The organism is Haloarchaeobius litoreus (assembly GCF_024495425.1).
Lineage (GTDB): Archaea > Halobacteriota > Halobacteria > Halobacteriales > Natrialbaceae > Haloarchaeobius > Haloarchaeobius litoreus.
Map to the genome: position 1 here is coordinate 129,175 of NZ_JANHJR010000002.1, position 26,954 is coordinate 156,128.

At 70.5% G+C, this 26,954-nt stretch carries 24 protein-coding genes; 13 read left to right on the top strand and 11 right to left on the bottom strand.

The features are described 5' to 3' along the window. Positions 1 to 159 precede the first annotated feature (159 nt). Positions 160 to 1,080 (top strand): thiamine-phosphate synthase family protein, encoded by a 921-nt coding sequence (locus NOW55_RS07485; protein ID WP_256399483.1) that lies wholly within the window; start codon positions 160 to 162, stop codon positions 1,078 to 1,080. Positions 1,081 to 1,100: 20 nt separating this feature from the next. Here NOW55_RS07485 and NOW55_RS07490 read toward each other — a convergent pair whose 3' ends face one another. Further along, positions 1,101 to 1,673 carry a hypothetical protein gene (locus NOW55_RS07490; RefSeq protein ID WP_256399484.1) on the bottom strand — a complete coding sequence of 191 codons (573 nt, stop codon included), beginning with the start codon at positions 1,671 to 1,673 and terminating at the stop codon, positions 1,101 to 1,103. Then, the gene (locus tag NOW55_RS07495; RefSeq protein WP_256399485.1) at positions 1,673 to 3,016 is read right to left on the bottom strand and encodes an NRAMP family divalent metal transporter; all 1,344 of its coding nucleotides are present in this window, start codon (positions 3,014 to 3,016) and stop codon (positions 1,673 to 1,675) included. Before NOW55_RS07495 ends, NOW55_RS07490 begins: the two co-directional genes overlap by 1 nt. A 113-nt stretch (positions 3,017 to 3,129) precedes the next feature. Here NOW55_RS07495 and NOW55_RS07500 point away from each other — a divergent pair, with 113 nt between their 5' ends. Together NOW55_RS07500 and thiD are read left to right on the top strand one after the other, a co-directional pair. Beyond that, entirely contained in the window at positions 3,130 to 3,513 is a 384-nt protein-coding gene (locus NOW55_RS07500; protein ID WP_256399486.1) for a hypothetical protein, read from the top strand. Positions 3,514 to 3,611: 98 nt separating this feature from the next. Continuing rightward, entirely contained in the window at positions 3,612 to 4,976 is a 1,365-nt protein-coding gene (gene thiD, locus NOW55_RS07505; protein ID WP_256399487.1) for a bifunctional hydroxymethylpyrimidine kinase/phosphomethylpyrimidine kinase, read from the top strand. A gap of 490 nt (positions 4,977 to 5,466) precedes the next feature. On the opposite strand, the gene NOW55_RS07510 is transcribed toward thiD, so the two are convergent. After that, positions 5,467 to 7,350, bottom strand: coding sequence for a PINc/VapC family ATPase (locus tag NOW55_RS07510; protein WP_256399488.1), 1,884 nt, complete (start codon positions 7,348 to 7,350; stop codon positions 5,467 to 5,469). 141 nt (positions 7,351 to 7,491) lie between these two features. Here NOW55_RS07510 and NOW55_RS07515 point away from each other — a divergent pair, with 141 nt between their 5' ends. After that, positions 7,492 to 9,120, top strand: a complete 1,629-nt coding sequence (locus NOW55_RS07515) for a globin-coupled sensor protein (protein ID WP_256399489.1) — start codon at positions 7,492 to 7,494, stop codon at positions 9,118 to 9,120. A 65-nt stretch (positions 9,121 to 9,185) separates the two neighbouring features. Beyond that, positions 9,186 to 10,301, top strand: a complete 1,116-nt coding sequence (locus NOW55_RS07520; RefSeq protein WP_256399490.1) for a M20 family metallopeptidase — start codon at positions 9,186 to 9,188, stop codon at positions 10,299 to 10,301. A gap of 24 nt (positions 10,302 to 10,325) precedes the next feature. On the opposite strand, the gene NOW55_RS07525 is transcribed toward NOW55_RS07520, so the two are convergent. Continuing rightward, a complete protein-coding gene (locus NOW55_RS07525; RefSeq protein ID WP_256399491.1) occupies positions 10,326 to 11,279 on the bottom strand; it encodes a CBS domain-containing protein in 954 nt (317 codons plus the stop codon). Between the two features lie 612 nt (positions 11,280 to 11,891). Between NOW55_RS07525 and NOW55_RS07530 the strand changes: the two genes are divergently transcribed. Together NOW55_RS07530 and NOW55_RS07535 are read left to right on the top strand one after the other, a co-directional pair. Then, positions 11,892 to 13,403, top strand: a complete 1,512-nt coding sequence (locus NOW55_RS07530; protein WP_256399492.1) for a carboxypeptidase M32 — start codon at positions 11,892 to 11,894, stop codon at positions 13,401 to 13,403. A 375-nt stretch (positions 13,404 to 13,778) separates the two neighbouring features. Then, the gene (locus NOW55_RS07535) at positions 13,779 to 15,098 is read left to right on the top strand and encodes an NHL repeat-containing protein (protein WP_256399493.1); all 1,320 of its coding nucleotides are present in this window, start codon (positions 13,779 to 13,781) and stop codon (positions 15,096 to 15,098) included. On the opposite strand, the gene NOW55_RS07540 is transcribed toward NOW55_RS07535, so the two are convergent. Continuing rightward, a complete protein-coding gene (locus NOW55_RS07540) occupies positions 15,056 to 15,784 on the bottom strand; it encodes a hypothetical protein (protein ID WP_256399494.1) in 729 nt (242 codons plus the stop codon). The two genes, NOW55_RS07535 and NOW55_RS07540, sit on opposite strands and share 43 nt — an antisense overlap. Before the next feature lie 33 nt (positions 15,785 to 15,817). Next, positions 15,818 to 16,339, bottom strand: coding sequence for an archaemetzincin family Zn-dependent metalloprotease (locus NOW55_RS07545; protein ID WP_256399495.1), 522 nt, complete (start codon positions 16,337 to 16,339; stop codon positions 15,818 to 15,820). A gap of 39 nt (positions 16,340 to 16,378) precedes the next feature. On the opposite strand from NOW55_RS07545, the gene NOW55_RS07550 reads away from it, so the two are divergent. The 4 genes from NOW55_RS07550 (at position 16,379) to NOW55_RS07565 (ending at position 18,823) form a co-directional block, all read left to right on the top strand. After that, entirely contained in the window at positions 16,379 to 16,819 is a 441-nt protein-coding gene (locus NOW55_RS07550; protein ID WP_256399496.1) for a UPF0146 family protein, read from the top strand. Between the two features lie 117 nt (positions 16,820 to 16,936). After that, positions 16,937 to 17,806, top strand: coding sequence for a TIGR01548 family HAD-type hydrolase (locus NOW55_RS07555; RefSeq protein ID WP_256399497.1), 870 nt, complete (start codon positions 16,937 to 16,939; stop codon positions 17,804 to 17,806). Between the two features lie 54 nt (positions 17,807 to 17,860). After that, complete coding sequence (locus tag NOW55_RS07560; RefSeq protein ID WP_256399498.1) at positions 17,861 to 18,268, top strand: hypothetical protein; 408 nt, start codon at positions 17,861 to 17,863, stop codon at positions 18,266 to 18,268. A 300-nt stretch (positions 18,269 to 18,568) separates the two neighbouring features. Beyond that, on the top strand, positions 18,569 to 18,823 hold the full coding sequence (locus NOW55_RS07565) for a DUF7533 family protein (RefSeq protein WP_256399499.1): 255 nt from the start codon (positions 18,569 to 18,571) through the stop codon (positions 18,821 to 18,823). On the opposite strand, the gene NOW55_RS07570 is transcribed toward NOW55_RS07565, so the two are convergent. The 4 genes from NOW55_RS07570 to NOW55_RS07585 all read right to left on the bottom strand — a co-directional run bounded on the left by NOW55_RS07570 (position 18,824) and on the right by NOW55_RS07585 (position 22,375). After that, positions 18,824 to 19,915 carry a M24 family metallopeptidase gene (locus tag NOW55_RS07570; protein ID WP_256399500.1) on the bottom strand — a complete coding sequence of 364 codons (1,092 nt, stop codon included), beginning with the start codon at positions 19,913 to 19,915 and terminating at the stop codon, positions 18,824 to 18,826. 3 nt (positions 19,916 to 19,918) lie between these two features. After that, positions 19,919 to 21,760 carry a UvrD-helicase domain-containing protein gene (locus tag NOW55_RS07575; RefSeq protein WP_256399501.1) on the bottom strand — a complete coding sequence of 614 codons (1,842 nt, stop codon included), beginning with the start codon at positions 21,758 to 21,760 and terminating at the stop codon, positions 19,919 to 19,921. A gap of 117 nt (positions 21,761 to 21,877) precedes the next feature. Further along, on the bottom strand, positions 21,878 to 22,036 hold the full coding sequence (locus NOW55_RS07580) for a DUF7563 family protein (protein WP_256399502.1): 159 nt from the start codon (positions 22,034 to 22,036) through the stop codon (positions 21,878 to 21,880). A gap of 153 nt (positions 22,037 to 22,189) precedes the next feature. Beyond that, positions 22,190 to 22,375 (bottom strand): HVO_0416 family zinc finger protein, encoded by a 186-nt coding sequence (locus tag NOW55_RS07585; protein WP_256399503.1) that lies wholly within the window; start codon positions 22,373 to 22,375, stop codon positions 22,190 to 22,192. Positions 22,376 to 22,545: 170 nt separating this feature from the next. Between NOW55_RS07585 and ubaA the strand changes: the two genes are divergently transcribed. Then, the gene (gene ubaA, locus NOW55_RS07590; RefSeq protein WP_256399504.1) at positions 22,546 to 23,358 is read left to right on the top strand and encodes an SAMP-activating enzyme E1; all 813 of its coding nucleotides are present in this window, start codon (positions 22,546 to 22,548) and stop codon (positions 23,356 to 23,358) included. A 9-nt stretch (positions 23,359 to 23,367) separates the two neighbouring features. Here ubaA and NOW55_RS07595 read toward each other — a convergent pair whose 3' ends face one another. Beyond that, positions 23,368 to 24,618, bottom strand: coding sequence for an outer membrane protein assembly factor BamB family protein (locus tag NOW55_RS07595; RefSeq protein ID WP_256399505.1), 1,251 nt, complete (start codon positions 24,616 to 24,618; stop codon positions 23,368 to 23,370). Positions 24,619 to 24,698: 80 nt separating this feature from the next. Here NOW55_RS07595 and mutL point away from each other — a divergent pair, with 80 nt between their 5' ends. Continuing rightward, complete coding sequence (gene mutL, locus NOW55_RS07600; protein ID WP_256399506.1) at positions 24,699 to 26,921, top strand: DNA mismatch repair endonuclease MutL; 2,223 nt, start codon at positions 24,699 to 24,701, stop codon at positions 26,919 to 26,921. Positions 26,922 to 26,954: the final 33 nt, after the last annotated feature.

Genomic DNA, 26,954 nt, shown 5'->3' on the forward strand with positions numbered 1-26,954 from the left:
TCGGCGGCGAAGGAGTTTACGATATACGTAAACTTCTGCCGGGAGCAACTGCAGGCCGGCGTACTGCTCGCCAGTCGCGCGCCGGTGGTGAACGATCCGACGAGGTCGTCGCCAGCGACACGGGCACCACTTAACACGGCGGGGGGCGAACCGCCGTCCATGCCAGTGGTGCTGCCGAGCGAGATCGTCGTCGAGCGGTTCCTGCCGACGGCGCGTGCGATGCTCGTCGACGACCTCGCGGACCGTGGGCTGACACAGCGGGAGATCGCCGGCCACCTGGGCGTCACGCAGGCCGCGGTCAGCAAGTACCGGAGCGGCGAGGTGGCCGTCGAGGAGCGCTTCAGCGAGGACGCCCGCATGGTCGCGACCGTCGAGCGGGTCGGCGAGGGACTCGCCGAGGGCGGGATGGACCACTACGAGGCGCTGTCGGAGCTGCTCGCTCTCGTCGAGGAGTTCGAGGACCGCGGCCCCATCTGTGCGGTCCACGAGGACGTGATGCCGGCGCTCCGCGGGATGGGCTGTGACCTCTGCGTCCGCGGGCCGGACAGCGACGTGCTCGACGAGCGCGCCGTCCTGGACAACGTGCGCGAGGCGGTGCGCCGGCTCGGCGGCGCGCCAGCGATCGTCGCCCACGTGCCGAACGTCGGGTCGAACGTCGCGATGGCGCTGCCCGACGCGGACGAGGTGGGCGACGTGGCGGCCATCCCGGGCCGGCTGCACGCCATCCAGGGCCAGCTGAACGTGCCCGGCAACCCGGAGTTCGGGGCGTCCCAGCACGTCGCCGGGCTGGTGCTCGCGGCGACCGCCGTCGACCCCGAGGTGCGCGGCGCGGTGAACCTGAAGACCTCCGACGCGCTGCTCGACGCGGCCCGCGATGCCGGTTACGAGCCGCTGGCGTTCGACGCGGGCTACGAGGACCGCCGGAGTCGACTCCGCGAGCGGTTCGCCGAGGACGGCGTCCCGAGGGTCGCCTACCACGACGGCGACTACGGCGTCGAACCCATCCTGTACGTGCTCGGTGCGGACGCGGCCGACGCCGTCTCGCTCGCCGTCTCGCTCTGCGAGGCTGCCGGCGAGTAGTCAGCGCCCGGGGCGAGTAGTCAGCGCCCGAGCCGGTGACGCCGGTCGGCCCACGCCGCCAGCGCGTCGAGTGCCGCGCGTTCGTTCTTCGACACCTCGTCGTCGGTCCCGAGCTCGTCGCTCTCGAAGGCGTTGCAGACGGCGAGTTCCGCCCCCGAGCAGGCCGCCAGCAGCGGCGTCGGGTCGCCGTCGGCCTGCGCCGGGATGGTCGCGTCGTTGACGAAGACGGCCCGCGGCGACGGCGCGGCGTCGAGCAGCCGGCGAGCGCGCTCGGCGTTCGACCGGGCGAGTTCGAGGGCGTCCTCGTCGTCCCTGCCGTCGCTCCGCGGTGCGTGCGCGTCGAGGACCCCGTACCAGCAGCCGTCGGGTGGGCGGTAGAAGCGGTCGATGCGACCGCCGAGCAGGTCACCGTCGCGCTCGACCTCCGGCGCGAAGTCGAGGACGACGACGCCGTCGGTGCCGCGGGATTCGACCCACCGCGCGAGCGTCGCGGCGGTCGTCCGGGTCTTGCCGACGTTGGACGGCCCGACGACGAGGTGCCGCCCGGCGTCGACGGGGAGGGCGTCCGTGGCGGCGAAGGGGTCGGGCGGCATCACGCGTCGCTCGCCGGCGTCCGGTCGGTCGCGCGCTCGTGGACGAACCGGCCCCCGAGCGCGAGCGTCGCCACGGCCAGCAACGACGCGAAGACGGCGGCGAGCAGCGTCCCGGGGTCGCCGAGCAGCCCGACCGGGTCGCTCGCGTACGGCGAGAGCTCCGAGCGCAGCCACGAGCCGGCGGTGACGCTCGTCACCGCGAGGAGGACGAGACCGCCGAGGCTCGCCAGGACCGGCGGTCGCTCCGGGACGGTGCCGGGGTCGTGCAGCAGGTAGAGCACGAGCGCGATGGCGAACGGCGTGCCGACGAGGCCGAACGCGAGCACGAGCACGAGCAGCTCGAGGACGTTCCCGCCCAGTACCGGACCGAGCGCGGCCGCCAGCGCGGTGACGGCGAGTGCGGCCCGGTAGCGGTCGTCGTCGCGGTCCCAGCCCAGCCTGTCGGCGAGGGCGTAGGGTGGAACCGTGGTGTTCCCGCCGAGGGTCGACACGGCCGCCCCGAGCAGGCCGGCGAGGAACATCGATTCGGCGAGCCCGCCGACGGCCGGGCCGAGCGCGGTCGCGGCCCGGGTCGTCGTCAGCTCTGCGAGCGGGACCGGCCCCTCGTGGAAGACGCTGGCTGCGACGAGGAAGATGGCCAGCGAGTAGCCGCCGAAGGCGACGCCCATCGAGGCGACCACGTCGAAGCGGGCGAGCCCCCAGTCCTCGCGGGTCCAGCCCCGCTCGCGCATCGTGTAGCTCTGCATCGTGACGAGCGTGACGTGGACCGCGCCGCCGAGGATGCCCGCGGCGACGAGGGCGGCGTCGGCGGTCGGCAGCGAGGGGACCGTGCCAGCCGCCGCCGCGCCGAGGTCGACCGGCACGACGGCCAGGGAGCCGAGGAAGGCGAGCACGACCAGCGAGACGACGAGCTTCGCGCCGAACTCGGCGACGCGGTAGCCCCCACCGACGAGGCCGACCGCGAGGACGACCGCCCAGACGACGCCCCAGACCGTCGCGTCGATGCCGGTCGCCAGCTCGGTCACGTCGGCGACGGTCTTCATGATGACCAGCTGTGCCAGTCCCGCCGCGGCGACCACGTCGACGACGAGCAGCCACGCCCACCAGCTCCCGAGATTCGCCTCGACCGTCGAGACGAGGCCGTCGCCGGTCAGCACGCCCAGTCGCGCGGCGAGGTACTGCGCGGTCGCGCCGAGCACCGCCGAGAGCACGACCACCCACAGCAGCTCGTAGCCGTAGCCCGCGCCCGCCCCGAGCAGGCTCGCCATCGTGGCCGGCCCGGCGGCGATCGCCCCGGCCAACCACGTCGGTCCCATCGAACGAATCCGCGCCCCGAGTTCCATGTGCTCGAAGTCGCTACCGCACGGACAAGAGTGTTTCTACCCGGTGGTACCACTCGGATATGGTCGCCACGACCCGGGAAAAACCTATAACAGAACGTGTCGAACCGCCGCGCATGAACGAGCGTCGCATCGTCGTCGCGAGCCTCGCGGTCGCCGTCCTCCTGACCGGCGGCACGACGCTCGCGACGGGCCAGCCGACGGTGTTCGCCCGGACGCCGCTCGGCGTCGCCATCTACGCCTTCGTCGGCGTCGCCATCCCCCAGCACGTCGTCGCGATGCAGACCGGCTCGGAGGTCCGCCTCGGCTTCGCCGGACTCGCGGGGCTGGGTGCGCTTGCGGCCGTCATGGCGGGCTACGCCCGCGGCGGCGTCAACGACCCGTGGTCGGTCGGCTTCGCGAGCCTGCTCATGGCCATCGTCTTCGGGAGCATCATCGGCAGCGTCGTCCGCGAGTTCCGGGCTGGCTACCGCGCCGGCACCGCCGAGGGCTCGCGCTGAGACCGTCCTCGTGCGGTTCTCGTGCAGGTGATGAGCGACAGCGGCGGGTCGCGCCGCCACCCATCACCGATTTGTACTACCAGCTAATACCTCCCGGTATGGACCACGACACGACACGCGAGCGACGACCGGCACCCGACACGCTGCCCGTCGCGCTGACCGTCGCCGGCAGCGACTCCGGCGGCGGTGCCGGCATCCAGGCCGACCTCGCGACGATGGGTTCCCACGGCGCGTGGGGCACCAGCGCGGTGACGAGCGTCACGGCACAGCACACCCGCGGCGTCGAGTCCACGCACGTCCTCCCGCCCGCGGAGGTCGCCGCGCAGGTCGACGCCGTGTTCGACGACTTCGACGTGCGGGCGGTCAAGACCGGGATGCTCGCCACCGCGCCGGTCGTCGAGACCGTCCACGAGCGACTCGCCGACCGGGACGCCCCGGTCGTCGTCGACCCCGTGATGGTCGCCACGTCGGGCGACCGCCTGCTCGACCGCGACGCCGAATCGGCCTACGAAGCCCTCCTCGCGGACGCGACGCTCGTCACACCCAACGCCGACGAGGCCGCCGTGCTCACCGGCGTCGAGCCGACCGACGTCGACAGCGCCCGCGACGCCGGTGCCGAACTCGTCGCGATGGGGGCCGACGCCGCGCTCGTCAAGGGCGGCCACATCGACACCGAGGGCGTCGTCGACGTGCTCGTCACCGCCGACGGCTCGACCGTCTTCGAGCACCCCCGCGTCGCCGACGCCGCGACACACGGCTCCGGCTGCACGCTCTCGGCGGCCATCGCCGCCAACCTCGCCACCGGCGACGACCTCACCGACGCCGTCGAGGCGGCGGTCGACTTCGTCGCGCGAGCCATCCGATACCACGCCGATGTCGGAGCCAACGGCGCGGTGAACCACCACGTCGGAATCCGGAACGAGGCCGCCGCCCGGGAGACCATCGCCGGTGTCGAAGGTGTCGTCGACGACCTCGTCGCCGCCGACGCCAGCGCACTCGTTCCCGAGGTCGGCACGAACGTCGTCGGCGCGCTCCCCGCCGCCGAATCGGTCGCGGAGACGGTCGCCGTCGACGGCCGCATCGCCCGCGTCCACGACGGCGTCCGCCCCACCGGCGGCGTGCGCTTCGGCGCGTCCAGCCACGTCGCCCGGTTCCTGCTGTCGGCCCGCGAGTACGACCCGACCATCCGGTTCGCCTGCAACTGCCGGTTCGACGAGTCGGTCGAGTCTGCCGTCGACGCGCTCGGCTGGCCCACCGCCACCTACGACCGAAGCGAGGAACCCGCCGACGCGAGCACGATGGACTGGGCCGGCCGGACGACGTTCGGCGCGGCCGACGAGACCCCCGTCGCCGTCCTCGACCACGGTGCCCAGGGGAAGGAGCCGATGTGCAAGCTGGTGGCTCCGGATTCGGCGACGCTCTCGGAGCGCGTGCTCGAACTGCTGGACGCCGTCGAGGGGTGAGCTTCCAGTGGAATCGCGGACTAGATTCTCCACGTGGCGCGCGGCTGGCGAGCGTGTCGAGCGTAGCGAGACTGCGAGCCATCCGCGCGAGGGATGAGCGAGGGAGTGGGAGACGCGACCGCCAGGGAGCGTCTCCAGACGGAACGGCGAGCGGAGCGAGCCGTGGAGTGCTGCGACCGAGAGAATCGGCTGGGGAGGCGTGAGGTGCGGTACTGTTGGGCGGGACTGAAAGGGGCGAGCGTCTCGACGACGGCGGCCGACGCAAGGACCGCAGGTACGAGGACCGGTCACGAGACGCGAGCGTCTCGTGAGCCCACCGGAAATCGGAGATTTCCGGGGACGCAGCGAGGCCCCCGAGTCGAGACGCTCGGGGCTTTCTGGCTGTTTGCGGTTTCAGCGAGACCCACGACTATCGAGATTTTCTGGCTGTTCGAGTCACCAGCTCTCACTCAAACCACGAACACACCAACCGCAACGAAAACAGCCGATCTCAGGCCGTGTGGACGGTGATCGTCCGCTTCCGGTCGATGGCCTGCTCCAGCTCCTCCGCGATAGCCGAGCCCCGGGACACCTGCACCTCGCCGCCACGGCCGACGGTCGCGGTGAACAGGTACTCGCCGCCGGCACGCACTTCCACCGTCTCGCCGGTGTGCCCGTCGACGGGCACGATGACGTGTCGGGAGGTGATCTCGGGTGTGACGAGCTGGCCCTTCTCCTCGGCACCCGACCCACCGGACCCACCCGAACCACTCGAACCACCCGAGCCGCCGGTCCGGTAGTTCGGGTTCTCGTCGTGGGTGCGCACGTCGATGTCGATGCCGAGGCGGTCCTCGACGTCGGTGATGCGGCCGCCGCCCTTGCCGATGACGGCGGAGATGTCGTCGTCCTCGACGTAGACCACGGCGGTGTTCCCGCCCTTCAGCTCGACGGAGACGTGGCCGCGAGCGATGGAGCGGATCTCGCGCTCGATCTCCTGTTTGGCGATGCGGTCGACGCCCGAGTCGCTGCCACCATCGTCGTCGGTGAGCGGGACGGTGACGACCTGCCGGTTGAACGTGTAGATCTCGTACTCCGGCTTGCCCGTCTCGAAGTCGGTGATCTGGATGACCGGGCGGGCGAGGTCCTCGGCGGTGAGGCCGGAGGGTACCTTTACCTCTGTCTTGACGTCGTACACCTTGGCGATCTGGCCGGCCTCGATGTAGACGACGGTGTCGACGACCTGCGGTATCATGCCGAGCTCGACCCGGCCGACGAGGCGCTGGAGCGCGTCGATGGCGCGGGTGGCGTGGACGACGCCGATCATGCCGACGCCGGCGAGGCGCATGTCCGCGAACACCTCGAAGTCGTTGGTCTTCCTGACCTCGTCGTAGATGGTGTAGTCGGGCCGGACCATCAACAGCGCGTCGGCGGTGTTGGCCATCTCGCCGTCGAGCTCGGTGTACTGCGTGATCTCGGGGCCGACCTGGAGGTCGCGCGGTTTCTCCATCGTCTTCACCGAGTAGTCGTGCTCGGCGATGAACCGGGCGACGGCCTGCGCGAACGTGGACTTGCCGGCACCGGGCGCACCGGAGATGAGGACGCCGCGCTGGCGTTCGAGCAGGCGCTCTTTCAGCTCGTCTGCGTGCTCGTAGTCCTCCATGTCCGTCTGGGCGATGGGCCGGACCGCGGTGATCTCGATGCCGTCCGCGAAGGGCGGGCGGGCGACCGCGATGCGGTAGTCCCGGAACTGGACGATGTCCATGCCGTTCCGGGAGAGCTCGAGGAAGCCGTCGGAGGACTCCTTGGCGGCGTTGATGACCTCGGTTGCGTACTCGTCCATCGTCTCGTCGGAGAGCGGCTCGTCGGCGACTTTCAGGTAGTGCATGTCGCCGAGCGCGCCGCGTTTGGCCATCGGGACCGCCCCCGCCTTCAGGTGGACGCTCATCGTCTCGTCGTCGAAGTAGTTCTGCACCTGGAGGCGGTCGATCTCGGTCTTCCCGCGCACCTCCGCGGAGACGAACTCCACGTCGAGGCCCTTCGCCTTCGCGACCTCGGCCTGGACCACGTCGCTCGTGAGGAACGTGGCCCCCAGCTCGGCGGCGAGGTCGCGGATCAGCGCGTCGATCTCGCCCTCGGCGGCGTGCCCGCGCTCGACCGCGTCGGGGCGCGTGCCGACGTACTCCAGCTCGATGCGGCCCTCGTCGGCGAGGTCGGCGAGGCGCTGGAGCTCCGCCAGCCCGTCCCAGCCCGTCTCGAACCCCTCGTTCGCCTGCGATTCCAGCTCCGCGACGACGGCTTCGGGGACCTGTATGGTGGCCCCCTCGTACTCGCCGTCGTCGACCTTGGCGGACACGCGGCCGTCGATGACCACGCTCGTGTCCGGTACGACGTTCATACGTGCAGTAGGGCCGTCGCGGTTGATAAGGGACCGGTTCCGACGGGACGGCGTGACACACCCATCGCAGTCGCCCTACCGATTCCAGCGTGCTGGGAACCACCCCCACCAGATTCTTCCCCCGAACGTCTTCGGCCCGGTATGGACCCCTCGAAGGAGTTCGGGCTGGGTGGACTGAACCGGTTCGTGGAGGCAGCGTCGCTCACCGGCGAGATCGGGCTGGACGACGAGGAGATCGCCTGGCGAAAGCAGTTCGTCGGCTTCGACGCCGCGGACGAGCGCCGGCTCGACGACCTCGAACCGCTGCTCCGGGCGAACCAGGACGCCATCGCCGACGCGTTCTACGACAACCTGACCGGCCACGAGCAGACCCGTGCGGTCATCGAGCGGTCGCCGAAGGGCGTCGAACAGCTCAAGCGAACACAGAAGGCGTACCTCGTCTCGCTCGCGACCGGCGACTACGGCGAGGACTACTTCACGAACCGGGCACGCATCGGGAAGCTGCACGAGCTGCTCGACATGCCGCTGAAGCAGTACGTCGGGCAGTACGGCCTCTACTACGACCTCATCCTCTCGCGGGTCGACGAGCGCGTCCAGACGCAGGTGGTCGACGCCATCGAGGACTGGGTGGACGCGCGCGAGGCGACCGACGGCGGCATCGAGCGCGTCGTCGGCGCGCTCCGGGGGCTCGGGGGCGACGACGAGCCCGACGGGCTGGACGAGACGCTGGAGGCCACCGTTCGGGACGCCATCCACGACGGGATGCAGGACGTGCTCGCCGTCCTCCGCATCCTCAACCTCGACCTGCAGGTCGCCAGCGACACGTACGTCGACTCCTACAGCCAGCGCCTGGAGCGCGCCATCGACGCGCAGCGCGAGCTCGCGATGGAGGTCGAGGAGGCGGTCCAGCCGCCGGTCGTCCAGCTGCAGCGCTCCTCGGCGTCGGTCGCCGAGAGCGCGGCCACCATCCGCGACCACGCGGAGGGACAGGCCGCGGACGCGACGGACGCCGCGGCCGACGTCGCGGAGGTCAGCGCGGCCGCCGAGGAGGTCGCCTCGGTCGCCGGCGACGTGCGCGAGACGAGCGAGCGCGCCGCCGCGGAGGCCGGCGAGGGCGTCGACGCCGGGGAGCGAGCGCTCGACGCGCTGGAGAGCGTCGAGGACACCACCGAGGCGCTGCTCGACACCGCCGAGCGGGTCGAGGCCCGCGCCGCGGACATCGAGAGCGTGGTCGACCGCGTCGAGGACGTGGTGGACCGGACCGCGGTGCTGGCGACGAACGCGAAGGTCGAGGCGACGCGGGCGAGCGACGGCGGGCCGACGGCGACCATCGCCAGCGAGCTGGAGACGTTCGTCGAGGGCACCCGCGACGACCTCCGCGAGCTCGACGACGCCGCCACGGCCGTCCGGGCGGAGGCCGAGACGACCCGTGAAGCGGTCGCCGACGCGAACGAGCGCGTCCACGAGGGTCGGAGCGAGGTCGCTGCCGCCGTCGAGACGCTGGACGAGATGGAGGACGTGGTCGACGACGCCGCGGCCGGGATGGACGAGGTCGCCGCCGCCGCCGACCAGCAGGCCCGGAGCGTCGTCGAGCTCTCGGAGACGGTCGAGGCGCTCGCCGGGGCCGCCGACTCGGTCGCCTCGGAGGCGCAGTCGGTCGCGAGCGCGAGCGAGGAACAGGCCGCCAGCGCCCGGCACGTCGCCGACGCCGTCGCACAGCTCTCGACCGACCCCATCGACGAGCAGGTGCCGGTGTACGAGCGCGTCTGAGCCGGTGCATTCGGCTGTCTGCTGCCTGCCGAACCCTCTTGTGCCGGGCGACCGCAGGGTCGGTCATGGACGAACTCACCGCACTCACCCGCGACCTCGTCGCCATCCCGAGCCACGACGGCGAGGCCGCGGCGGGGGACCACATCGAGGGGTGGCTCCGCGCGGAGACCGACGCCGAGGTGACACGGGACGACGCCGGCGACGACGACCGCGGCGGGAACGTCATCGCACGCCGCGGCGCGACCGCCGACCCCGACGCGCCCACGCTCGCGTTCGTGGGCCACCACGACGTGGTGCCGCCGGACGACACCCAGGTCGACACCGACGGTGGCTACGTCGTCCGGGAGCGCGACGGCCGTCTCTACGGCCGCGGGACCGCCGACATGAAGGGGGCCGACGCGGCGATGCTGCTCGCCTTCCGGGACGCTGCCCTCGGTGACGAACTCGAACTCGTGTTCGCATCCTTCGTCGGCGAGGAGGTCGGCGGCGTCGGCGCGCGCCACGCCATCGACGACGGCTTCGCCCCGGACTGGGCACTCGTCGCCGAGGGTTCGACGGGCTACTCCGCGCCCGGCGTCCTCGACGTGGCCGTCGCGCACAAGGGCCGCCGGGGGAGTACCGTGACGGCGCAGGGCCAGGCCGCTCACGCCAGCGAGCCCGACGCCGGCGAGAACGCGGTGTACCGGGCCTGCGACGCCGTCGGCACGATCCGCGACCTCGACTGGCCGACGGTCACGGTCGCCGGCGAGGAGCTGTCGGGCAGCGTCGTCGTCACCGGCATCGAGGGTGGGTCGGCGTGGAACGTCGTCCCCGAGTCCTGCGAGGTGACCGTCGACGAGCGCACCGTTCCCGGCGAGCGCGCCGACCTCGCACGGGTCGAGCGCATCGATGGCGTCGCCTGGACCGTCGACCAGGACCTCCCGCCGATGCGCTGTTCGGACGACGCCTTCGCCGATGCGGTGCTCGACTCCGTTCGGGACGTGCAGGACGGCGTCGGCGAACTCGTCACGAAACCACACGCCACCGACGCCGGCTGGCTCGCGGAGGCGGGGGCTGCCTGCGTCGTCTGCGGCCCCGCCGAACCCGGCGAGGCGCACACCGCCGAGGAGAGCGTCTCCATCGACGTGCTCGAACGGTGCTACGAGAGCTACCGACGCCTCGCGGGGTCGTGGACGGGGTAGGAGCGACGCGGTCGGGCCGTCGGCTCAGTCGTCGTCCGCAGCGGCCTCCTCGACGGGCACCGCCGCCGACTCGGTCCCCGTCGGAAGCTCGTCGACGAGCACGACCGACTCGCCCTCCACTGCGGCCTCGCCGTCCGCGTCGTACACCGCCACGTCCAGCCGAAACTTCGCGCCCTGGAGGTCCTCCGTCACCCGACAGACCGCCGTCGCCACGTCGCCGACGCCGACAGGGCCCATGAACCGCAGGTCCTGCGAGAGGTAGATGACCAGCCCGGGCAGTCGCGCCAGCGCCGCCGAGACCACCCCGGTCGTGAGCACGCCGTGGACGATGCGCTCGCCGAAGCGCGTCCTCGCGGCGAACTCGTCGTCGAGGTGCAGCCGGTTCGTGTCGCCGCTGGCCTCCGCGAACGCCCGCACGTCCCCGTCAGTCAGCCGCTTCCGGAACCGGACCACGTCGCCGACGCCCAGCCCGTCCCCGGTGCCCTCGCCCACGAACTCCCAGTCCGGGTGGTCGTACGCCATCTCGGGGCTCTCGGACGGGAGATGCGGGTGCGGGTCGGCCTCGAACGCCGCCTCCACCCGCCGCCGTCGGTCGGTCAGGTGCGGCAGGTAGTCCGCGAGGTCGCTCACCGCGACGATACCGACCAGCTCGCCGTCGTCCACGACCGGGAACCGCTCTACGTCGTGTCGCTCGAACAGCTCCGCCGCACGTTCGAGCGTCGCGTCCGCGCCGATGGTGATGAGGTCCGGGGCCATCACCGTGCCCACCGTCACCTCGTCCGGGTCCAGGGCGTCGGCGAGCACGTGGGCCAGGTCCGTCTCGGTGACGATGCCGACCGGTTCGCCGCTCTCGCGGACCACGAGCGAGCCCACGTCCGCGGCCGACAGCTCGCGGGCGGCCGCCCGGACCGTCGTCCCGGGTGTCGTCGTCAGGACGTCCCTGACCATGCAGTCCTCGACGGAGAGTGGAACGAGCATCGTGGTACGTATCGTGGGGCTGGCATATGTACGCACCGCCGCCGGACACGTCTGGAACTGGCGTGCGAGGTCGTTCTGCGAGTCGGGTTGCTGCCTCGGACGCTGCTGAATGTGCGTTCTCGGGACCCGCGAACACCCAGAAAGCCCCCTCATCGACACGGGGAACTGGTGACTCGAACACCCAGAAAGCCCCCGCGTTCTCGCCGCCTGCGACTCGCTGCGGTCCTCGTACCTGCGGTCCTTGCGTCGTCTCGGTTGGCGAGAACGCGGCCCCTTTCAGTCCCACCCCGCACCGCACCTCACGCCTCCCCAGCCGATTCGCTCGGTCGCAGGCTCCCTCGCTCATCCCTCGCGCGTGCACGACGAGCGGCCTGGCGAGACTCCTCCGTCGTCTCGCTGCCCGCCGCTCGCAGGCTCGCGGAGACCTCGCTGCGCTCGGCACGCTCGTCGGCGCGCGCCACCCGGTTGGTCGGGAGTCATCGCCGGCGGAGAGTTTACAACTATTGTAAACTCTCGGGCTCGGATCCAGTCGCTCGCCGTCGTGACGCTCCATCGGCGCGACGGTTCTCGCGAATGGGAGCGTTCATAGGTTCCGAATCGGAACATCCTCCCATGGCAACGGAAGCCGCCCAGCACTCCGACACCTACGGTGAGTTCATCGCACTGGTCGAACGGATCTCGAACGTCGGGAGCGCCCAGTCGCTGCTGAACTGGGACCAGGAGGTCATGATGCCCGAGGAGGGCACACCCGCCCGGTCGCGCCAGCTCTCCGCGCTCTCGGCCGTGAGCCACGAACTGCTCACCGGCGAGGAGATGGCGGGCTACCTCGACGAACTGGAGGATGCGGAGCTCGACGCCGGGCAGGAGGCCGTGGTGCGCGAGGTGCGCCGGAAGTACGAGCGCGCAGCTCGTGTCCCCACGGACCTCGTCGAGCAGATCTCCCAGACGGCCGCGGAGGCCCACCCGCTCTGGAAGGAGGCGAAGGCGGAGGACGACTTCTCCATCTTCGCGCCGAAGCTGGAGGAACTGGTCGAACTGAAGCGCCAGTACGCCGAACACATCGACCCCGACCGCGACCCGTACGCGGTGCTGTTCGAGGACTACGAGCCGTACCTCGGCCTCGACACCGCGGAGGAGACGCTGCGCGAACTGCGCGACGAGCTCGTCCCGCTCGTCGAGGCCGTCCGCGAGTCCGACGTGGACCTCGCGACCCCGTTCGAGGGCGAGTTCGACGCCGACACGCAGGAGGAGCTGGCCCGCGACGTGCTCGACACGCTCGGCTACGACTGGGACCGCGGCCGCCTCGACGTCGCGCCGCACCCGTTCTCCACGGGCAACCAGTTCGACGCCCGGGTGACGACCCGGTTCGACGAGTCGGACCCGCTGGGCGCGCTCACCTCGACCATCCACGAGTTCGGCCACGCGACGTACACGCTCGGCCTGCCCGACGAGCACTACGGCACGCCGCTGGGCGAGTCCCGCGACCTCACCGTCCACGAGAGCCAGAGCCGCCTCTGGGAGAACCACGTCGGCCGCTCCGAGCCGTTCTGGGAGCGCTTCCTCCCCGCGATGCAGAAGCGCTTCCCGCAGGTCGACGACGCCACCCCGCGTGACGTGTACGAGGCCGCGAACACCGTCAAGGAGGACAACCTCGTCCGCGTCGAGGCCGACGAGCTGACCTACCACATGCACATCGTCGTGCGCTTCGAGATCGAGCGCGAGCTCATCTCGGGTGAGCTCGACGTCGAGGACGTCCCCGAGGTCTGGAACGACAAGTACGAGCAGTACCTCGGCATCCGGCCCGACACCGACGCCGAGGGCTGCCTGCAGGACATCCACTGGAGCCACGGCAGCTTCGGCTACTTCCCGACGTACTCGCTCGGCTCCGTGCTCGCCGCGCAGCTCTACGAGGCCGCCGAGGACGATCTCGGGACCCTCGACGAGCGCACCCGCGACGGCGAGTTCGACGACCTCCACGCGTGGCTCACCGAAAACGTCCACCAGCACGGCTGTCTGTACACCACGGACGACCTGGTGCAGGTAGCCACCGGCGAGGGCTTCACCGCCGACTACTTCCTCGACTACGTCACCGAGAAGTACGGCGCGCTCTACGACCTGAACTGAGTCGGTTCGTCAGTTCCCCGTTTTCGGCGTTTTCGATTCCCACTGACCATCAGGTATGGCGCGCGGCTGGCGAGCGTGCCGAGCCCTGCGAGGCCGCTCGCCCCACTCGTGCGAGGGACGAGGAGCGCAGGAACGAGGAGCGGTCACGAGACGCTCGCGTCTCGTGAGTACACCGGAAATCTCCGATTTCCGGGGCGCAGGGAGTCGCGGGAGTCGAGACGGCTGGGGCTTTCTGGCTGTTGTCGCCACCAGCAGTTCTCGTCAACCGCCGAGCTTTGGAACTGTCTGCGCTCCCCGGCAGACCAGTTGCAACTCCTCGATTTTTCTAACACGGAATCGAAGCGCTAACGTGTCCCTCCACCCCAACGAACGGGCGTGCAACGTCCTCGTTCCGCGGCCGCCGAGCTCCGGACGCCCGGCGGGCGCGCCCGTCTCTTCGCGCTGCTGGCGCTCGTCTTTCTCGCCGTCGCGGTCGTGGGCTACGTCACGACACCGACCCAGCCCGTGCTGACCGTCGACGAGGAGCCGCCCGAGAACAACACGCTGGTCGCCGTCCAGGGCTACCAGGACGGCGGGAAGGCCCTCGAACTCACGCCCGACGGCGAGGTGGCGTGGGAGTACACCGAACCCGACGACGTGTTCGACCTCGAACTCGTGAACGAGTCGACCGTGCAGGTGTCGACCGCGACGACGGTTCCCGACTCGGAGTGCCCCGAACCGTACGCCAGCGACGGCTACGACGGCTGCGTGCGGAACGCGCTCCAGCACGTCGACACGGGCACGAACGACGTCGTCTGGGAGTACGCCTGGTACGACGTGGAGAAGCACGAGCACGAGCTCCACGACGCCGACCGCTACGTCGTCGACGGCGAGGCGCGCTACGCCATGGCCGACATGGGCAACGACCGCGTGTTCGCCGTCGACCACGACGGCAACGTCCTCTGGGAGTGGTACGCGACCGACGACTACGAGCGCCCCGACGGGATGGGGCCCGAGGGCGACTGGACGCACGTCAACGACGTGGACCGCATCGAGCCCGGCGTGTTCCAGATCAGCCTGCGGAACTTCGACACCGTCGCCGAGCTCCACGTCGGGAACGACTCCGTCGACATCGAGCCGGTCGTCGGGCCGAACGACTTCCACGCCGACGACGAGGGCGAGCTGTACGAGCAGCACAACCCCGACCGGCTCGCGGACGGCTCGCTCATCGTCGCCGACAGCGAGCACGACCGCATCGTCGAGTTCGGGCCGGACGGCGACGTGGTCTGGCAGGTCGGCGGCAGCGCGACGTTCGACTGGCCGCGCGACGGCGACCGGCTCCCCGACGGCGACACGCTCGTCGCGGACTCGTACAACGACCGCGTCGTCGAGGTCACCCCGGACGGCGAGGTCGTCTGGGCGGTGGAGGTCGGCAACCTCGTCTACGAGGTCGACCGCGTCACCACGCCGGCGAGCGCGAGCGACGGGAGCGCCCCCGGACCATCGGCCACGCAGGGCGAGTTCTCCAGTGCGATGACCGACGCGAACGTCGTCTCTGAGTACCTCGCGTTCGGCATCGCGGTCTCGAAGTACGTCCTCCCCTACGCCGTCGCCGAACAGCTGTACTGGCTGCTCGGTGCGCTCTTCTCGCTGCTGCTCGCTGGCGTCGAGCGCTACCGGGCGTCGTCGCGCTCGCTGCCGCTGCCGTCGCGCTGAGCGTTCGCGACACCCTCACGGCGGGCGAGCAGCGTCTCGAGGTCGTCCAGCAGGTCCGGGAGCACCAGCCGTGCGTCGGGGTCGAAGGCGAAGAGCGTCCCGACCGCCGGGTCGCCGCCGGGCGCGACGTAGACGAGCGTCTCGTCGTCGGTCGCGACGACCGCGGTCGTCGGCTCCGTGCCGTCCGCATCGAGCGCGCGGGCGAGCCGTCGGCACCGGGTTCGTGCCGCACCGGCGGACAGCGCGTCGGCGTCGTCACGCTCGTAGGCGACGGTCACGTCGTCGTCCACGCGGTGGGCGACGGCACGGAGGGCGAACTCGCTCCGGGTGCGGACGAGTCGGACGAGCAGCTCGTCCGTGTACGGCGCGACGCCCGCGATGGCAGCGAGCTCCTCGGTGCGGGTGCCGCCCTCGCGGTGGAGCCGCTGCATGTACGCCAGCGCGAGGTCCTTCGCCTCGGCGAGCGTCTCCGTGCGTCCGAGCGTCAGCGGCGTCCAGTAGTCGTCGCCGAACAGGCGGTGGACGCGGACGAGGTAGCCACTCGCGGTCATCTCGCTGGCGCGTCCGCGCGGCGAGTCGTAGCGCGGGAGGATGCTCAGCGCGAGTTCGCGTGGCTCGTGGAAGTACTCCGCGCCGTTGCGCCCCTCGTACTCGCGGACCCAGCCCGGCGGCAGGTCGGCAGCCATCTACGCTCCCTCCCTGAGCGGGTCCTCGACCATCTACAGGACCTTGCGCTGGCAGGTCCCGCAGAGGTTCTCCTCCTTCACGTCGACCTCGCGGACCGTGGGGGAGAAGTTCATCACACAGCGCTTGTTGTCGCAGTGCTCCAGCCCCATCGTGTGGCCGATCTCGTGGACGATCTCCTTGCGGATGCGGTCCTGGAAGATGTCCTCGGAGCTGCGGTTCGAGAAGCCGCCGTCGCTGGAGGTCTGGAGCCGGTACGTCGAGACGACGCTCCCGCTCCCGTCGAGGTAGGCGAGTCCGAACACGTAGTTCCGACGGCGATAGAAGAGGTCCTTCGGCGTGATGCCGATGTTCTTCTCGCCCGTCCCGACCTGCTCGGCGAGCTGGATGAACTCCTCGGCGGAGTACTGCCCTCGGTTGTGGTCGTACGCGTCGCTCGGGAGCGGCTGCGGCTCGTGGATCGTCACGTCGCAGTCGTACACCGACCTGAGTCCCTCCGAAGCCGCACGCTTGACGGCGGCGGAGACGTCCCCGACGGGGACGATGTCGACGAGCATGGAAAACCGTAAGACTGCCCGGGCTATAAATATCCCGCCGTGGTCCCCGACTCGACCCCCGCGCTCGTCGACAGACTCGCCCGCTTCGAGCGGGTCGTCGAGGTCGGTATCGGCAACCGGACCGACGTGGCCGCCGGGCTCGCCGAACGGGGCGTCGCCGTCACCGCGACGGACGTCCACGACCGGCCCGTTCCGGACGGTGTCAGCTTCGTCTGCGACGACGTGACCGACCCCGACCCGTCGGTGTACGAGGACGCCGACGCCGTCTACGCGCTGAACTGCCCGCCCGAGCTCCAGCGCGCTGTCGCCGCGGTCGCCCGCGAGGCCGGGGCCGCCTGCTTTCTCACCACGCTCGGCGGCGACCCCGCGGCGGTTCCGGCGACGCCGGAGCCGATTCCGGGCGACACGCTGTTCGTCGTCGACACCGACGCGCCGGGCGGCGGTCGACGCGGCGGGCCCGGGAGCGGTCGCACCCGGTGACGCTGCCGCAGTCGGTCACGCGCCGCGGCCGGTGCCCTCACCGACCGCGACGACGGTGATGACCGCCAGCGACGAACGTCCGATAGGCCCATTACCCGGGGGAACAGAGGGCGATGCATGCAGGTGGACACGGTCGTCCTCGACGTCGACGGCGTGCTCGTCGATGTCTCCGACTCCTACCGGCGTGCCATCGTGGACGCCGTCGAGCACGTCTACGGCGAGACCATCGACCGTGCGGACGTGCAGGCGTTCAAGGACGCCGAGGGGTTCAACAACGACTGGGAGCTGACGTACGCGGCCGCGCTGTTCGTCCTCGCGAAGCGCGAGGGCCTCGAACTCACCCTCGAGGAGTTCACCGGCGAGATACGCGAACACGGTGGCGGGTTGGACGCCGCCGAGCTCGTCGTCGGCAGCGAGATCGGCGCGAAGGCGCTCGACGCCGTCCACGAGGCGTGGGACACCGAGCGGCTGCGGGACGTGTTCCAGCAGCTCTACCTCGGCAGCGAGCGCTACCGCGAACTGGAGGGTGGCACCCCCGACATGGACCACGCGGGCTACATCGAGGACGAGCCCATCATCGCCACGCCGGAGACGGTCGAGGAACTCACCGCCAACTGGAACGTCGGCATCGTCACCGGCCGGCCCGCCGCCGAGGCCGACATCGCGCTGGAACGTGTGGGCCTCGACGTCCCCGACGAGCACCGGTTCACGATGGACGACTGGGAGGCCGGCAAGCCGGACCCGCACGCGCTCGTGACGCTCGCCGAGCGCTTCGAGTCGGACTCGCTCGTCTTCGTCGGTGACACCATCGACGACATCCAGACCGCACGCAACGCCGCAGCCGAGGACGGCAGCCGCGAGTACCACGCCGTCGGCGTCCTCAGCGGTGGGCTCTCCGGCGTCTCCGGCAAGGAGAAGTTCGTCGCCTACGGCGCGGAGGCCATCCTCGACGACGTGACGCTGCTACCCGACCTGCTGGAGACGTAATCGCCCGCCGACGGCTAGCCAGCCTTTTGTATCACCGTCGCCCAGCCCCACCTGATGGGTACCCGACTTCGACGACTGGGATGGGCACTCCCGATCGGCATCGCACCCGCCGTGGTCGGCGGGGCGACGCTCGGCCCGCCCGACCCGTTCACGAACATCGCCTACGTCGCTGCGGCCTTCGCCGTCACGCTCCTGCTCGGCTACCACGTCGCGACCATCGAGACGCCGGCGGACGAGACGTCGCCCGACCCCGACCGCCTCTGGCTGTTCGCCGGCACACTCCTCGTCTTCCTCATCGTCGCGGGTGCGGTCTTCACCCGCGTCGACACCGGGCTGCTCTGGGACCTGCCACAGGGCCAGCAGCTCGCCGCCGTCGCCGGCATCGTCGGTGGCCTGTTCCTGCTCGCCGAGCTGTTCGTCTACTACGGGCCGTACGACCGGCTGTACGCGGTGTTCCGGTGACTATTCTATTACTTTGATGACGTTCGCCCGAGTGCGAGTGTTCTCGGGCGGTTCTTCCGAGCTACTGACGCCCGGACTGTCCTGTCAGTCGTGGGGCTCGTTGGAGCGGGATTCGTTGGAGCCGACAGCAGCCCGGAAGCCCCGGTCGGCTCGCGGCCGGTAGCAGGGCCGCGAAGTTTACAAAATACGTAAACCCTGGGGAGAGTGAGCAGGTTTCTGGCTGGTCGAGTACCGACCGGTTGCCTCGCAGAATCCCGAGTAGCACCTTTTTTCTCCGCTGATGACGTACGGACCTCCAACATGGGCCAGAGCATCTTCGGGCAGTTCTCGCTGCTGGTGACGCTCGCGTTCGCGCTGCCGGCGATGGCGGCGGGCGTCGACCTCTTCTTCGTCCAGGGCAACACCACCTGGGGCGGGGCGCTCATCGGCATCGGGGTGCTGATGATACTGATGGAGAAGTACGTCGACAACCCGTTCGACGCGGGGAGCATCGTCGGCGAGACGGTCGTCGAGGCGGCGGTGAAGGAACCGGACGAGGGAGAGGACGAACAGTAGTCAGGGGACGAGCGAGCGGGGGAACGCGCCGAGCAGCTCCCCACCGTCCTCGGTGACGGCGACGAGGTCGGCGAGGCGGACGGTGCCTTCTGCGGGGTCCGAGACACGCACGTCGAGCGCGAGCACCGCGCCGACGGGCAGCTCGCCGGCGTCGAGTGCGGGACGTTCGTGCCGTTCGAGGCCGACGCCGTAGCCACCGGAGTCGGGCGCGGGCTCGAAGCCGTAGGCGGTCACTTCGGCGTCGAGCTCGGTCTGGACGGCGTCGGCACCGCCGGGGGAGAGTTCGGGGATGGCGGCGTCGAGTGCGCCCTCGGCGGCGAGCTGGGCGCGGCGGGTCCAGCCGCCGTCGCCGTCGACGACGAACGTGCGGACGAGTCGGCCGTGGTAGCCGTCGGGGCCCTGCGGCGCGAGGTCGACGACGACCGTCTGCCCGGGCTCGATGGCGGTTTCGGAGCGCGGTGTCGCGGGCTCGTCGCCGACGCCGATGGCCGTGAATCCAGGGACCATCCCCTCGGCGGCGATGGCGGCGTCGACCTCGCGGCGGAGGCGGAGCGCGGTCAGGGGGGCGTCCTCCCAGTCGAGGCGGCCCTCGTGGACGTGGGCCGAATCGAGCACCGCGGCGGCGCGGCGCATCCCGGCGCAGGCGGCGGACTGGACGGTCGACTGGCGGAGGCGTTCGGCGTCGGTCTTGGCGACCCGCGCGTCGCCGACGACGGCAGTCGAGGCGACGTCGTGGCCCGAGTTCTCGAGGTAGAGCGCGGCGTCGTGCGGGACGGTTCTGGGGGCGAGGACGGTCCCCTCCAGCCCGAGGTCGTCGAGCACGGTCGCGACGCGCTCGCCCGTCGGAATCCCCGCGCCGGCGGGGAGCACGCTGTCGCCGGGGAACGTCTCGCGAGCGGCGGCCGGGGCGTCGGCGGCGAGCAGCATCGCGGACTCGGCAGTGACGACGACGGCGAGCTCGCCGTCGACGCGGCCGGTACGACCGAGGTACCGGAGCGTCGGGTCGTCCTCGCGGCCGACGTGGACGAACGCGCAGGCGTCGCGGTCGCGGAGCTCCTCGCGGATCGGCTCGAACGGAACGGGAAGCGTCATGCGTCAGTCCGCGGCCCCGACGGGCTCGGTCGCCAGCTCGGCGAGTTCGTCCGTGGTGGCCCCGGTGAGCTCGTTGTTCAGCAGGACGTCGATGGGGAGCGTGGGCGCGCCGCTGACGAGGTTCTCGAGGAGCACGAGCCGCTCGCGGGCCCGGGACATCCCGACGTAGAACACGCGGCGCTCGTTGTCGGTCAGTACCGGCACCGGCGAGGTGGTCTTCGTGAACTCGATGTCGTCGTCGAGCGCGTCCTCGTCGACGGTCGCGACCATCTGCTCGACGACCTTCTCGGTGAGGTCGGTGCCGACGAACACGTGGTCGGCCTCGCGACCCTTCGCGGAGTGGATGGTGCCGACGCGGACCGTGTCGCGCTCCATGCCGCGGTACTCCTGTGTCGCGAAGTACGCCTTCATCGACTTGCGCTGGAAGGACGTGACCTTCCGGACCATGTCGGAGGCGGAGGCCGGGCCGGGCATGAACGGGACGAAGTCGGCGACGAGACTCGGGTCCACGTCGAGCTCGGTGAGGTCCTCGACACCGGCGTCCTCCTGCTCGGCGTCGATGGCGTCGAACAGGTCGTCGCGCTCGTTCGTGCCGAACGCGGAGTCGGCGAGCATGTCGGCGAGGCGGCGGGCCTGCAGCCCGTTGATGTCCTCCTCCTCGTCGAGCGCCTCGACGGCGGTGACGTAGTCGTCGAGCCGGTCGGTCCACATGCGCTGGTCGGTGAGGGACTTGAACGGGATGCCCTCGCTGATGAACTCGTCGATGAACTGGAACATCTGGTAGCGCGCCCGGAACAGCACCATGACGGTGCCGTCGTCGTTCTGGACGGTCCGCCGGACGTTCCGGACGAGGTCGAGCATCGAGGGGTTCTCGACGGCCTCGACGCTGCCACCCTCCTTGCGGGGTTTCAGGTCCTTGTCCTGGCGCTTGTCGATGTGGCGGATCTCGCGGTTGACGACATTCAGGATGCGTGAGGGGAGGCGGTAGGAGTTCGGGAGGACGACGTCCTCGTCGGGGTCGGCCTCGAGCAGCAGGTCCGGGTCCGCGCCCTGCCAGGCGTAGACGACCTGGTCGTCGTCACCGGCGATGAGGACGGTCTCCATGTGGGGCTTCCACTCCTCGTACACCTCGTGCTGGAGGGTGGTGATGTCCTGGAACTCGTCGATGACGAGGTGGTCGACACTCGGCAGCAGTGAGCGCTGCTTCACGCGCTCGAGCATGTCCGCGAAGCCGGTGAGTTCGTGCTCGCCCTTGTAGTTCCGCCAGGCGCGGATGACCTCGGGGACGTCGATGCGGTCGTCGTCCGAGGGCCACGTCGGCGTGTACTTGTTGCCGTCCTGTGCGTTCGGGTCGATATCCGGCGGGAGGCGGACCTCCTCGACGTTCCACTGGAAGGGCACGTCGTACCAGTCGGCGACGTCGCGCTCGGTCCGCTGGAGCCACTGCGAGGTGGCGATGATCTTGTTCCCGATGGTCGTCGAGCGGGCGGTCCGGCGGCCCGCGCCGCCGTACTCGTCCTCGTACTCGATGCCGTACTCCTCGCAGAACTCCTCCTTGTCGGACTCGCCGACGACGTCGCCGCGGGAGAGATTGAGCAGCTCGTACGCCTTCGCGTGCATCGTACAGACGTTGCCCTGGAGGGACCGTGGGTTGATGTCGAGTCGCTCGGCAAGGCGTTCGCGGACCTCGGCTGCGGCGGCGCGGGTGTAGGAGACGACGAGGATGTCACGGTGGCTGACGTCCTCTCGTTCGAGTAGTTCTTCGACGCGGTCGAGGAGGGCTGTCGTCTTCCCACTCCCCGGCCCACCGAACAGGCGGGTGAGTTTCGTGTCGGCGTCGCTCATTGCACATATACTGGAGGCCGATACGTATAAGAGCCGTGGGTTCGCCCGACCGGTGGAATCGTGCGCCAGCGACCCGGTGTGGCGGTGCTGCAGGGAGACGAACTGTCGCGAGAAAATTCAGTTGTTCCGGGGGGATCGCGCCTCTCGAACGTCGCTGCCGTCGCGGATCTTGTCCTTGCAGTTGGGGCAGACGCGCGGGTCGTCGATCTCTCGTGGTGTGAACACTCGCGCGTAGGCCTCGGTGACGAAGGACCCGCAGTTCTGACATTCCGGCATTTGAATCTCCAAGACTGTCTGATGGAATTATGTTTAATAACGTTACCGCCAAACCGCCCGTGTTGCCGCGTCTCATGTATCTGACAACACACCGCACGCTGGCGGTTCCGTCGCGCGTGCGTCGCTGACAAGAGAACCGGCGCTGACCGACGGTTACGCCGGGGTCGGCTCCCAGCCACACACCGTACAGTCGTCGGCCGATTCGTCGTGCAACGCCATACAGTCGGGACACTGTAGCTTGTTGTAGTTCCGGTCCCACCCTACTCGCTCTGTTTCGTGACCGCGGTCCGAGAGGAATTCGTCGAACACGTCGTCACCGGAGTCGGGTGCGGACGCCATGTGTCATGATACACCACACCACGTTAAATCCGTTATGGTGTGACACTCTTTCCCAACCATGGGCGGGGCGCGCCGACGCGGTACCGTTCAGCTGCGCGTGGGTTACCACCGTCCATCTGCGCGTGGGTTCGAGCGTGAGAGTCTTGCCGTCGGAGGCCGAATCCGAACTCATGACCGACCTCTCGCTCTCGCCGACCCAGCTGGACCGCTACTCCCGGCACGTCATCATGGACGAGGTCGGTCCCGACGGCCAGGCGAACCTGCTCGACGCCTCGGTCTGCTGCGTCGGTGCCGGCGGGCTCGGCTCGCCCGTCCTCGCCTACCTCGCCGCCGCCGGCGTCGGCCGCATCGGCATCGTCGACGACGACACGGTCGAACGCTCGAACCTCCAGCGACAGGTCGTCCACGGCGACGGCGACGTGGGCCGCCCGAAGGTCGACAGCGCCGCCGAGTTCGTCGAGGACCTGAACCCGGACATCACGGTCGACCGGCACGAGCTCCGGGTCGACGCCGACACCGTCGGGGACCTCGTCGCGGACCACGACCTCGTCGTCGACGGCTCGGACAACTTCCCGACCCGGTACGTGATCAACGACGCCTGCGTCCTCGACGGGACGCCGTTCGTCCACGGGGCCATCTACCGCTTCGAGGGGCAGGCGACGACCTATCTGCCGGACGGCCCCTGCTACCGCTGCGTCTTCCCCGAAGCGCCCGAGCCCGGGACGGTCCCGGACTGCGCGACGACCGGCGTCCTCGGTGTGCTCCCGGGCGTCGTCGGCGGCATCATGGCGACGGAGGTCGTCAAACACTTCGTCCCCGTCGGCGACCCGCTGGACGACCGCATGCTCGTCTACGACGCCGCCGACATGACGACCGACGAGGTGCCGGTCGCCAGGAATCCGGACTGTCCGGTCTGCGGCGACGAGCCGACGGTGCGGTCGCTGGGTGACGTGAGTTACGCGGGGACGTGTGCGGTGGAGTGAGGGGGCGGCTCAGGCTCGGAGTGCCCGCACCTCGCCGTCGGTCGCGACGTACAGCGTCTCGCCAGCGACGGCGAGTTCGGGCCGCTCGTTGACGGGCCGTCGCCAGAGCTCCTCACCCGTCTCGGCGTCGAGCGCGACGAGTGAGTCCTCCAGATTCCGGTACGGTCCCGTGTAGACGGTGCCGTCTGCGACGACCGGCGACCGTGGGTCGGCATCGGGCTGGAACCGCCATTGCACCTCGCCGTCGTGTGTCACCGCGGCGACGACGCCGTCCCGTCTCAGCGTGCCCGTCCGCACGTCGGCCGTGGCGACGTATGCGGTCCCGTCTGCGACGGCGGGTGTCCGGAGTCCCTGGTCGAACGGGACCGTCACCGTCTGGACACCGTGTCTGTGGTTCGTGTCGTACACGGTCAGTCGGCTCTGGGGCAGGTCATCGTCCTCGAAAACCCGATACCCGCCGCGGTAGACGAGACCGTCGTCGACGACCGGACTGTCAGTCGTCTCGTAGCCCGGGTAGTCGTTCTCCCACCGACGTTCGAGACGGCGGTCGTCGGCGGCCAGGGCAGAGAACACTCGGTCCCCACCGTACAGCAGGCTGCCGTCGGTCGCGACACGGTGTAGCCCCTCATGCTCCAGTCGGTCGACCACCTCCCCGGTGTCGGCGTGGAGGCACCGCACCTCGTCCGGGCCGAACAGGAACACCCAGCCCTCGCGCTCCACGAGGTCGTAGTCCCACACGTCGAAGTTACCGAGTCTGGTCGACCAGACCAGTTCCCCGTCGAAAGAGTCCAGCGCGACGATCCCGTCCCCGTTCCCGGCGTAGACCCTCCCCATGACGTACTCCAGATTGCCGCCGTTCCCCTGGGTTGACCATCGCCAGCCCTGCTCGCCGGTCTCGGGGTCCAGGGCGACGACCGTCCCCGAGAGGTCCGCCAGCACCCACCCGCCCGCCAAGATCAGGTTGTCGAAGTTGCCGCCGAGGGTGCTCACGTCCTCGGTCCAGACGGCCGACGGCTCCTCCCGGGGCGGCGACGCGAACGGGTTGTGACCGGTCCGTGCGAAGTCGTACTGCTCGGTCGGCCAGTCGCCCGGATTCGGCGTCCAGTTGGCGGGCACCTGACGCTCCGGCGGCTCGACCCCGTCGCCGAGCAGCGTGTCGACGGTCGAACAGCCCGCGAGGGAACCGATACCGACGGTCGAGGCCGAAGCGAGGAACGTGCGACGGAGGGAACTCGGAGTGGAGGGTGTTTCGGATGGCACACGATGGAGAACCATTGGTAACGGCAAGGGTCTTTCCCCGGACCACAGCACGTATTGCGATAGCACCCGACCCGACGCACATGCCCGACACGGACATCCGGAAGCTCGACCAGGCGACGGTCGAGCGCATCGCCGCCGGCGAGGTCGTCGAGCGCCCGGCGTCGGTGGTGAAGGAGCTCGTCGAGAACAGCCTCGACGCCGACGCGACCCGGGTCGACGTTGCCGTGGAGAACGGCGGCGTCGACGGCGTGACGGTCGCGGACGACGGCGCGGGGATGACCGAGGCGGACGTGCGCGCCGCGGTCCGCGAGCACACGACGAGCAAGATACGCGACATCGACGACCTGGAGGGCGGCGTCGGCACGCTCGGCTTCCGAGGGGAGGCGCTGCACACCATCGGCGCGGTCTCCAGAACGACCATCCGGACGAAGCCACGGGACCCGGACGACGGCCCCGCCGAGGGCACCGAACTCGTCTACCAGGGCGGCGAGGTGCAGTCGGTCGAGCCCGTCGGCAGGCCGGCGGGGACGACCATCGAGGTCGCGGAGCTCTTCTTCAACACGCCCGCCCGGAAGAAGTACCTGAAGACCCGCGCGACGGAGTTCAGCCACGTCAACCGCGTCGTCACGCGTTACGCGCTGGCGAACCCGGACGTGGCCGTCTCGCTCACCCACGACGGCCGCGAGGTGTTCGCGACGACCGGCCAGGGCGACCTGCCCTCGGCCGTTCTCTCGGTCTACGGGAAGGAGGTCGCACGCGCGATGGAGTCCGTCGAGGCACCCGACCTCGACGACGGTCCGCTCGACGCGGTCGGCGGGCTGGTCTCGCACCCCGAGACGACCCGGAGCACCCGCGAGTACGTCTCGACGTTCGTCAACGGCCGGTACGTCACCTCGAAGCTGGTCCGCGACGCCGTCCTCTCGGCCTACGGCGGCCAGCTCGCGGGGGACCGCTACCCGTTCGTCGTGCTGGACCTCTCGGTCGACCCCGGACAGGTCGACGTGAACGTCCACCCGCGCAAGATGGAGGTCCGCTTCTCGGACGAGGCGGGTGTCCGCCGGCAGGTCCACGCCGCCGTCGAGGACGCGCTGCTCGACGCTGGCCTGCTGCGGTCGTCGGCCCCGCGCGGGAAGTCGAAGGCGGCCGAGGCGGACGTGCGGCCCGAGCCGGTCGCTGGTGACGTGCGACGCGACGGCCCGGAGCCGACCGGCGAGACGACCGAAGCCGCGAGCGTCGGGGATACCGCGGCTCGGAACACCCGGAGTCGCGCGTCGCGGCCGGCCGACGAGCCGTCGTCCGACGGGCCGGCGGCGTCGACGTCGGCGGACGCGTCGCCGGCGACATCCGCGGGCGACGCCGAGTCGTCGCCGGCAGCCACCGACGCGGACCCCGCGGCGGCAGCGGAACCCACCGTGTCGTCCGGAGCCACCGGATCGAGTGGCGAGACCGCCGACGCGCCGGACTGGGGCAGCACCGAGAGCCGGGAGCGACCGACCGACCTCGGCGAGTTCGGCCCGGGCGACTCCCGTTCGTCGGGCGGCTGGCCGGACCCGCCGTCGTCCAGCGAGCACGCGGGACCGACCGGCGCGGACGCCGCCCCCCACGCCGGCCCGACCGACGACGCCGACCGCAAGTTCGGCGGCGAACGCACCCAGACCACGCTGACCGGCGAGGACGCCACCGAACCCACCGACTACGACGCGCTCCCCAGACTGGAGGTGCTCGGGCAGTACCGCGACACGTACTTCGTCGCAACCTCGCCCGATGGGCTCGTCCTCGTCGACCAGCACGCCGCCGACGAGCGGGTCAACTACGAACGCCTCAGGGCGCAGTTCGAGGAGGGCGCGACCGCCCAGACCCTCGCCGAGCGGGTCGAACTCGAACTCACGGCCGGCGAGGCCGCGGCGTTCCCGGACTACCGCGAGGCCCTGTCGGCGCTCGGCTTCCGGGCGGAGCGGACCGGCGACCGGACGGTTGCGGTGACGGCGGTCCCCGCGGTGTTCAGAAAGACGCTCGACCCCGAGGACCTGCGGGACGTGCTCGCGGGCTTCGTCGCGGAGGGGGCCGACGGCGAGGCGACCGTCGACGAGCTGGCCGACGAGTTCGTCGCCGACCTCGCGTGCTACCCCTCCGTCACGGGCAACACGTCGCTCACCGAGGGCTCCGTGGTGGACCTGCTCGCCGCGCTCGACGACTGCGAGAACCCGTGGGCCTGCCCGCACGGCCGCCCGACGCTCGTCTCGTTCCCCGACGACGAGATCGAGGCGCGCTTCGAGCGGGACTACCCCGGCCACGGGGGCTGAGATGCGGCCGAGCGACGGCGGTGGCACGGTGCC

Excerpts from the sequence above, each read along its gene's own strand:
- NOW55_RS07565 (WP_256399499.1), top strand. The coding sequence starts at position 18,569 with ATGGGCCAGAGCATCTTCGGGCAGTTCTCGCTGCTGGTGACGCTCGCG.
- NOW55_RS07495 (WP_256399485.1), bottom strand. The coding sequence starts at position 3,016 with ATGGAACTCGGGGCGCGGATTCGTTCGATGGGACCGACGTGGTTGGCC.
- thiD (WP_256399487.1), top strand. The coding sequence starts at position 3,612 with ATGGACCACGACACGACACGCGAGCGACGACCGGCACCCGACACGCTG.
- NOW55_RS07585 (WP_256399503.1), bottom strand. The coding sequence starts at position 22,375 with ATGGCGTCCGCACCCGACTCCGGTGACGACGTGTTCGACGAATTCCTC.
- NOW55_RS07525 (WP_256399491.1), bottom strand. The coding sequence starts at position 11,279 with ATGCTCGTTCCACTCTCCGTCGAGGACTGCATGGTCAGGGACGTCCTG.
- ubaA (WP_256399504.1), top strand. The coding sequence starts at position 22,546 with ATGACCGACCTCTCGCTCTCGCCGACCCAGCTGGACCGCTACTCCCGG.
- NOW55_RS07575 (WP_256399501.1), bottom strand. The coding sequence starts at position 21,760 with ATGAGCGACGCCGACACGAAACTCACCCGCCTGTTCGGTGGGCCGGGG.
- mutL (WP_256399506.1), top strand. The coding sequence starts at position 24,699 with ATGCCCGACACGGACATCCGGAAGCTCGACCAGGCGACGGTCGAGCGC.
- NOW55_RS07545 (WP_256399495.1), bottom strand. The coding sequence starts at position 16,339 with ATGCTCGTCGACATCGTCCCCGTCGGGGACGTCTCCGCCGCCGTCAAG.
- NOW55_RS07580 (WP_256399502.1), bottom strand. The coding sequence starts at position 22,036 with ATGCCGGAATGTCAGAACTGCGGGTCCTTCGTCACCGAGGCCTACGCG.
- NOW55_RS07500 (WP_256399486.1), top strand. The coding sequence starts at position 3,130 with ATGAACGAGCGTCGCATCGTCGTCGCGAGCCTCGCGGTCGCCGTCCTC.
- NOW55_RS07515 (WP_256399489.1), top strand. The coding sequence starts at position 7,492 with ATGGACCCCTCGAAGGAGTTCGGGCTGGGTGGACTGAACCGGTTCGTG.
- NOW55_RS07520 (WP_256399490.1), top strand. The coding sequence starts at position 9,186 with ATGGACGAACTCACCGCACTCACCCGCGACCTCGTCGCCATCCCGAGC.
- NOW55_RS07540 (WP_256399494.1), bottom strand. The coding sequence starts at position 15,784 with ATGGCTGCCGACCTGCCGCCGGGCTGGGTCCGCGAGTACGAGGGGCGC.
- NOW55_RS07570 (WP_256399500.1), bottom strand. The coding sequence starts at position 19,915 with ATGACGCTTCCCGTTCCGTTCGAGCCGATCCGCGAGGAGCTCCGCGAC.
- NOW55_RS07555 (WP_256399497.1), top strand. The coding sequence starts at position 16,937 with ATGCAGGTGGACACGGTCGTCCTCGACGTCGACGGCGTGCTCGTCGAT.
- NOW55_RS07560 (WP_256399498.1), top strand. The coding sequence starts at position 17,861 with ATGGGTACCCGACTTCGACGACTGGGATGGGCACTCCCGATCGGCATC.
- NOW55_RS07490 (WP_256399484.1), bottom strand. The coding sequence starts at position 1,673 with ATGCCGCCCGACCCCTTCGCCGCCACGGACGCCCTCCCCGTCGACGCC.
- NOW55_RS07510 (WP_256399488.1), bottom strand. The coding sequence starts at position 7,350 with ATGAACGTCGTACCGGACACGAGCGTGGTCATCGACGGCCGCGTGTCC.
- NOW55_RS07485 (WP_256399483.1), top strand. The coding sequence starts at position 160 with ATGCCAGTGGTGCTGCCGAGCGAGATCGTCGTCGAGCGGTTCCTGCCG.
- NOW55_RS07530 (WP_256399492.1), top strand. The coding sequence starts at position 11,892 with ATGGCAACGGAAGCCGCCCAGCACTCCGACACCTACGGTGAGTTCATC.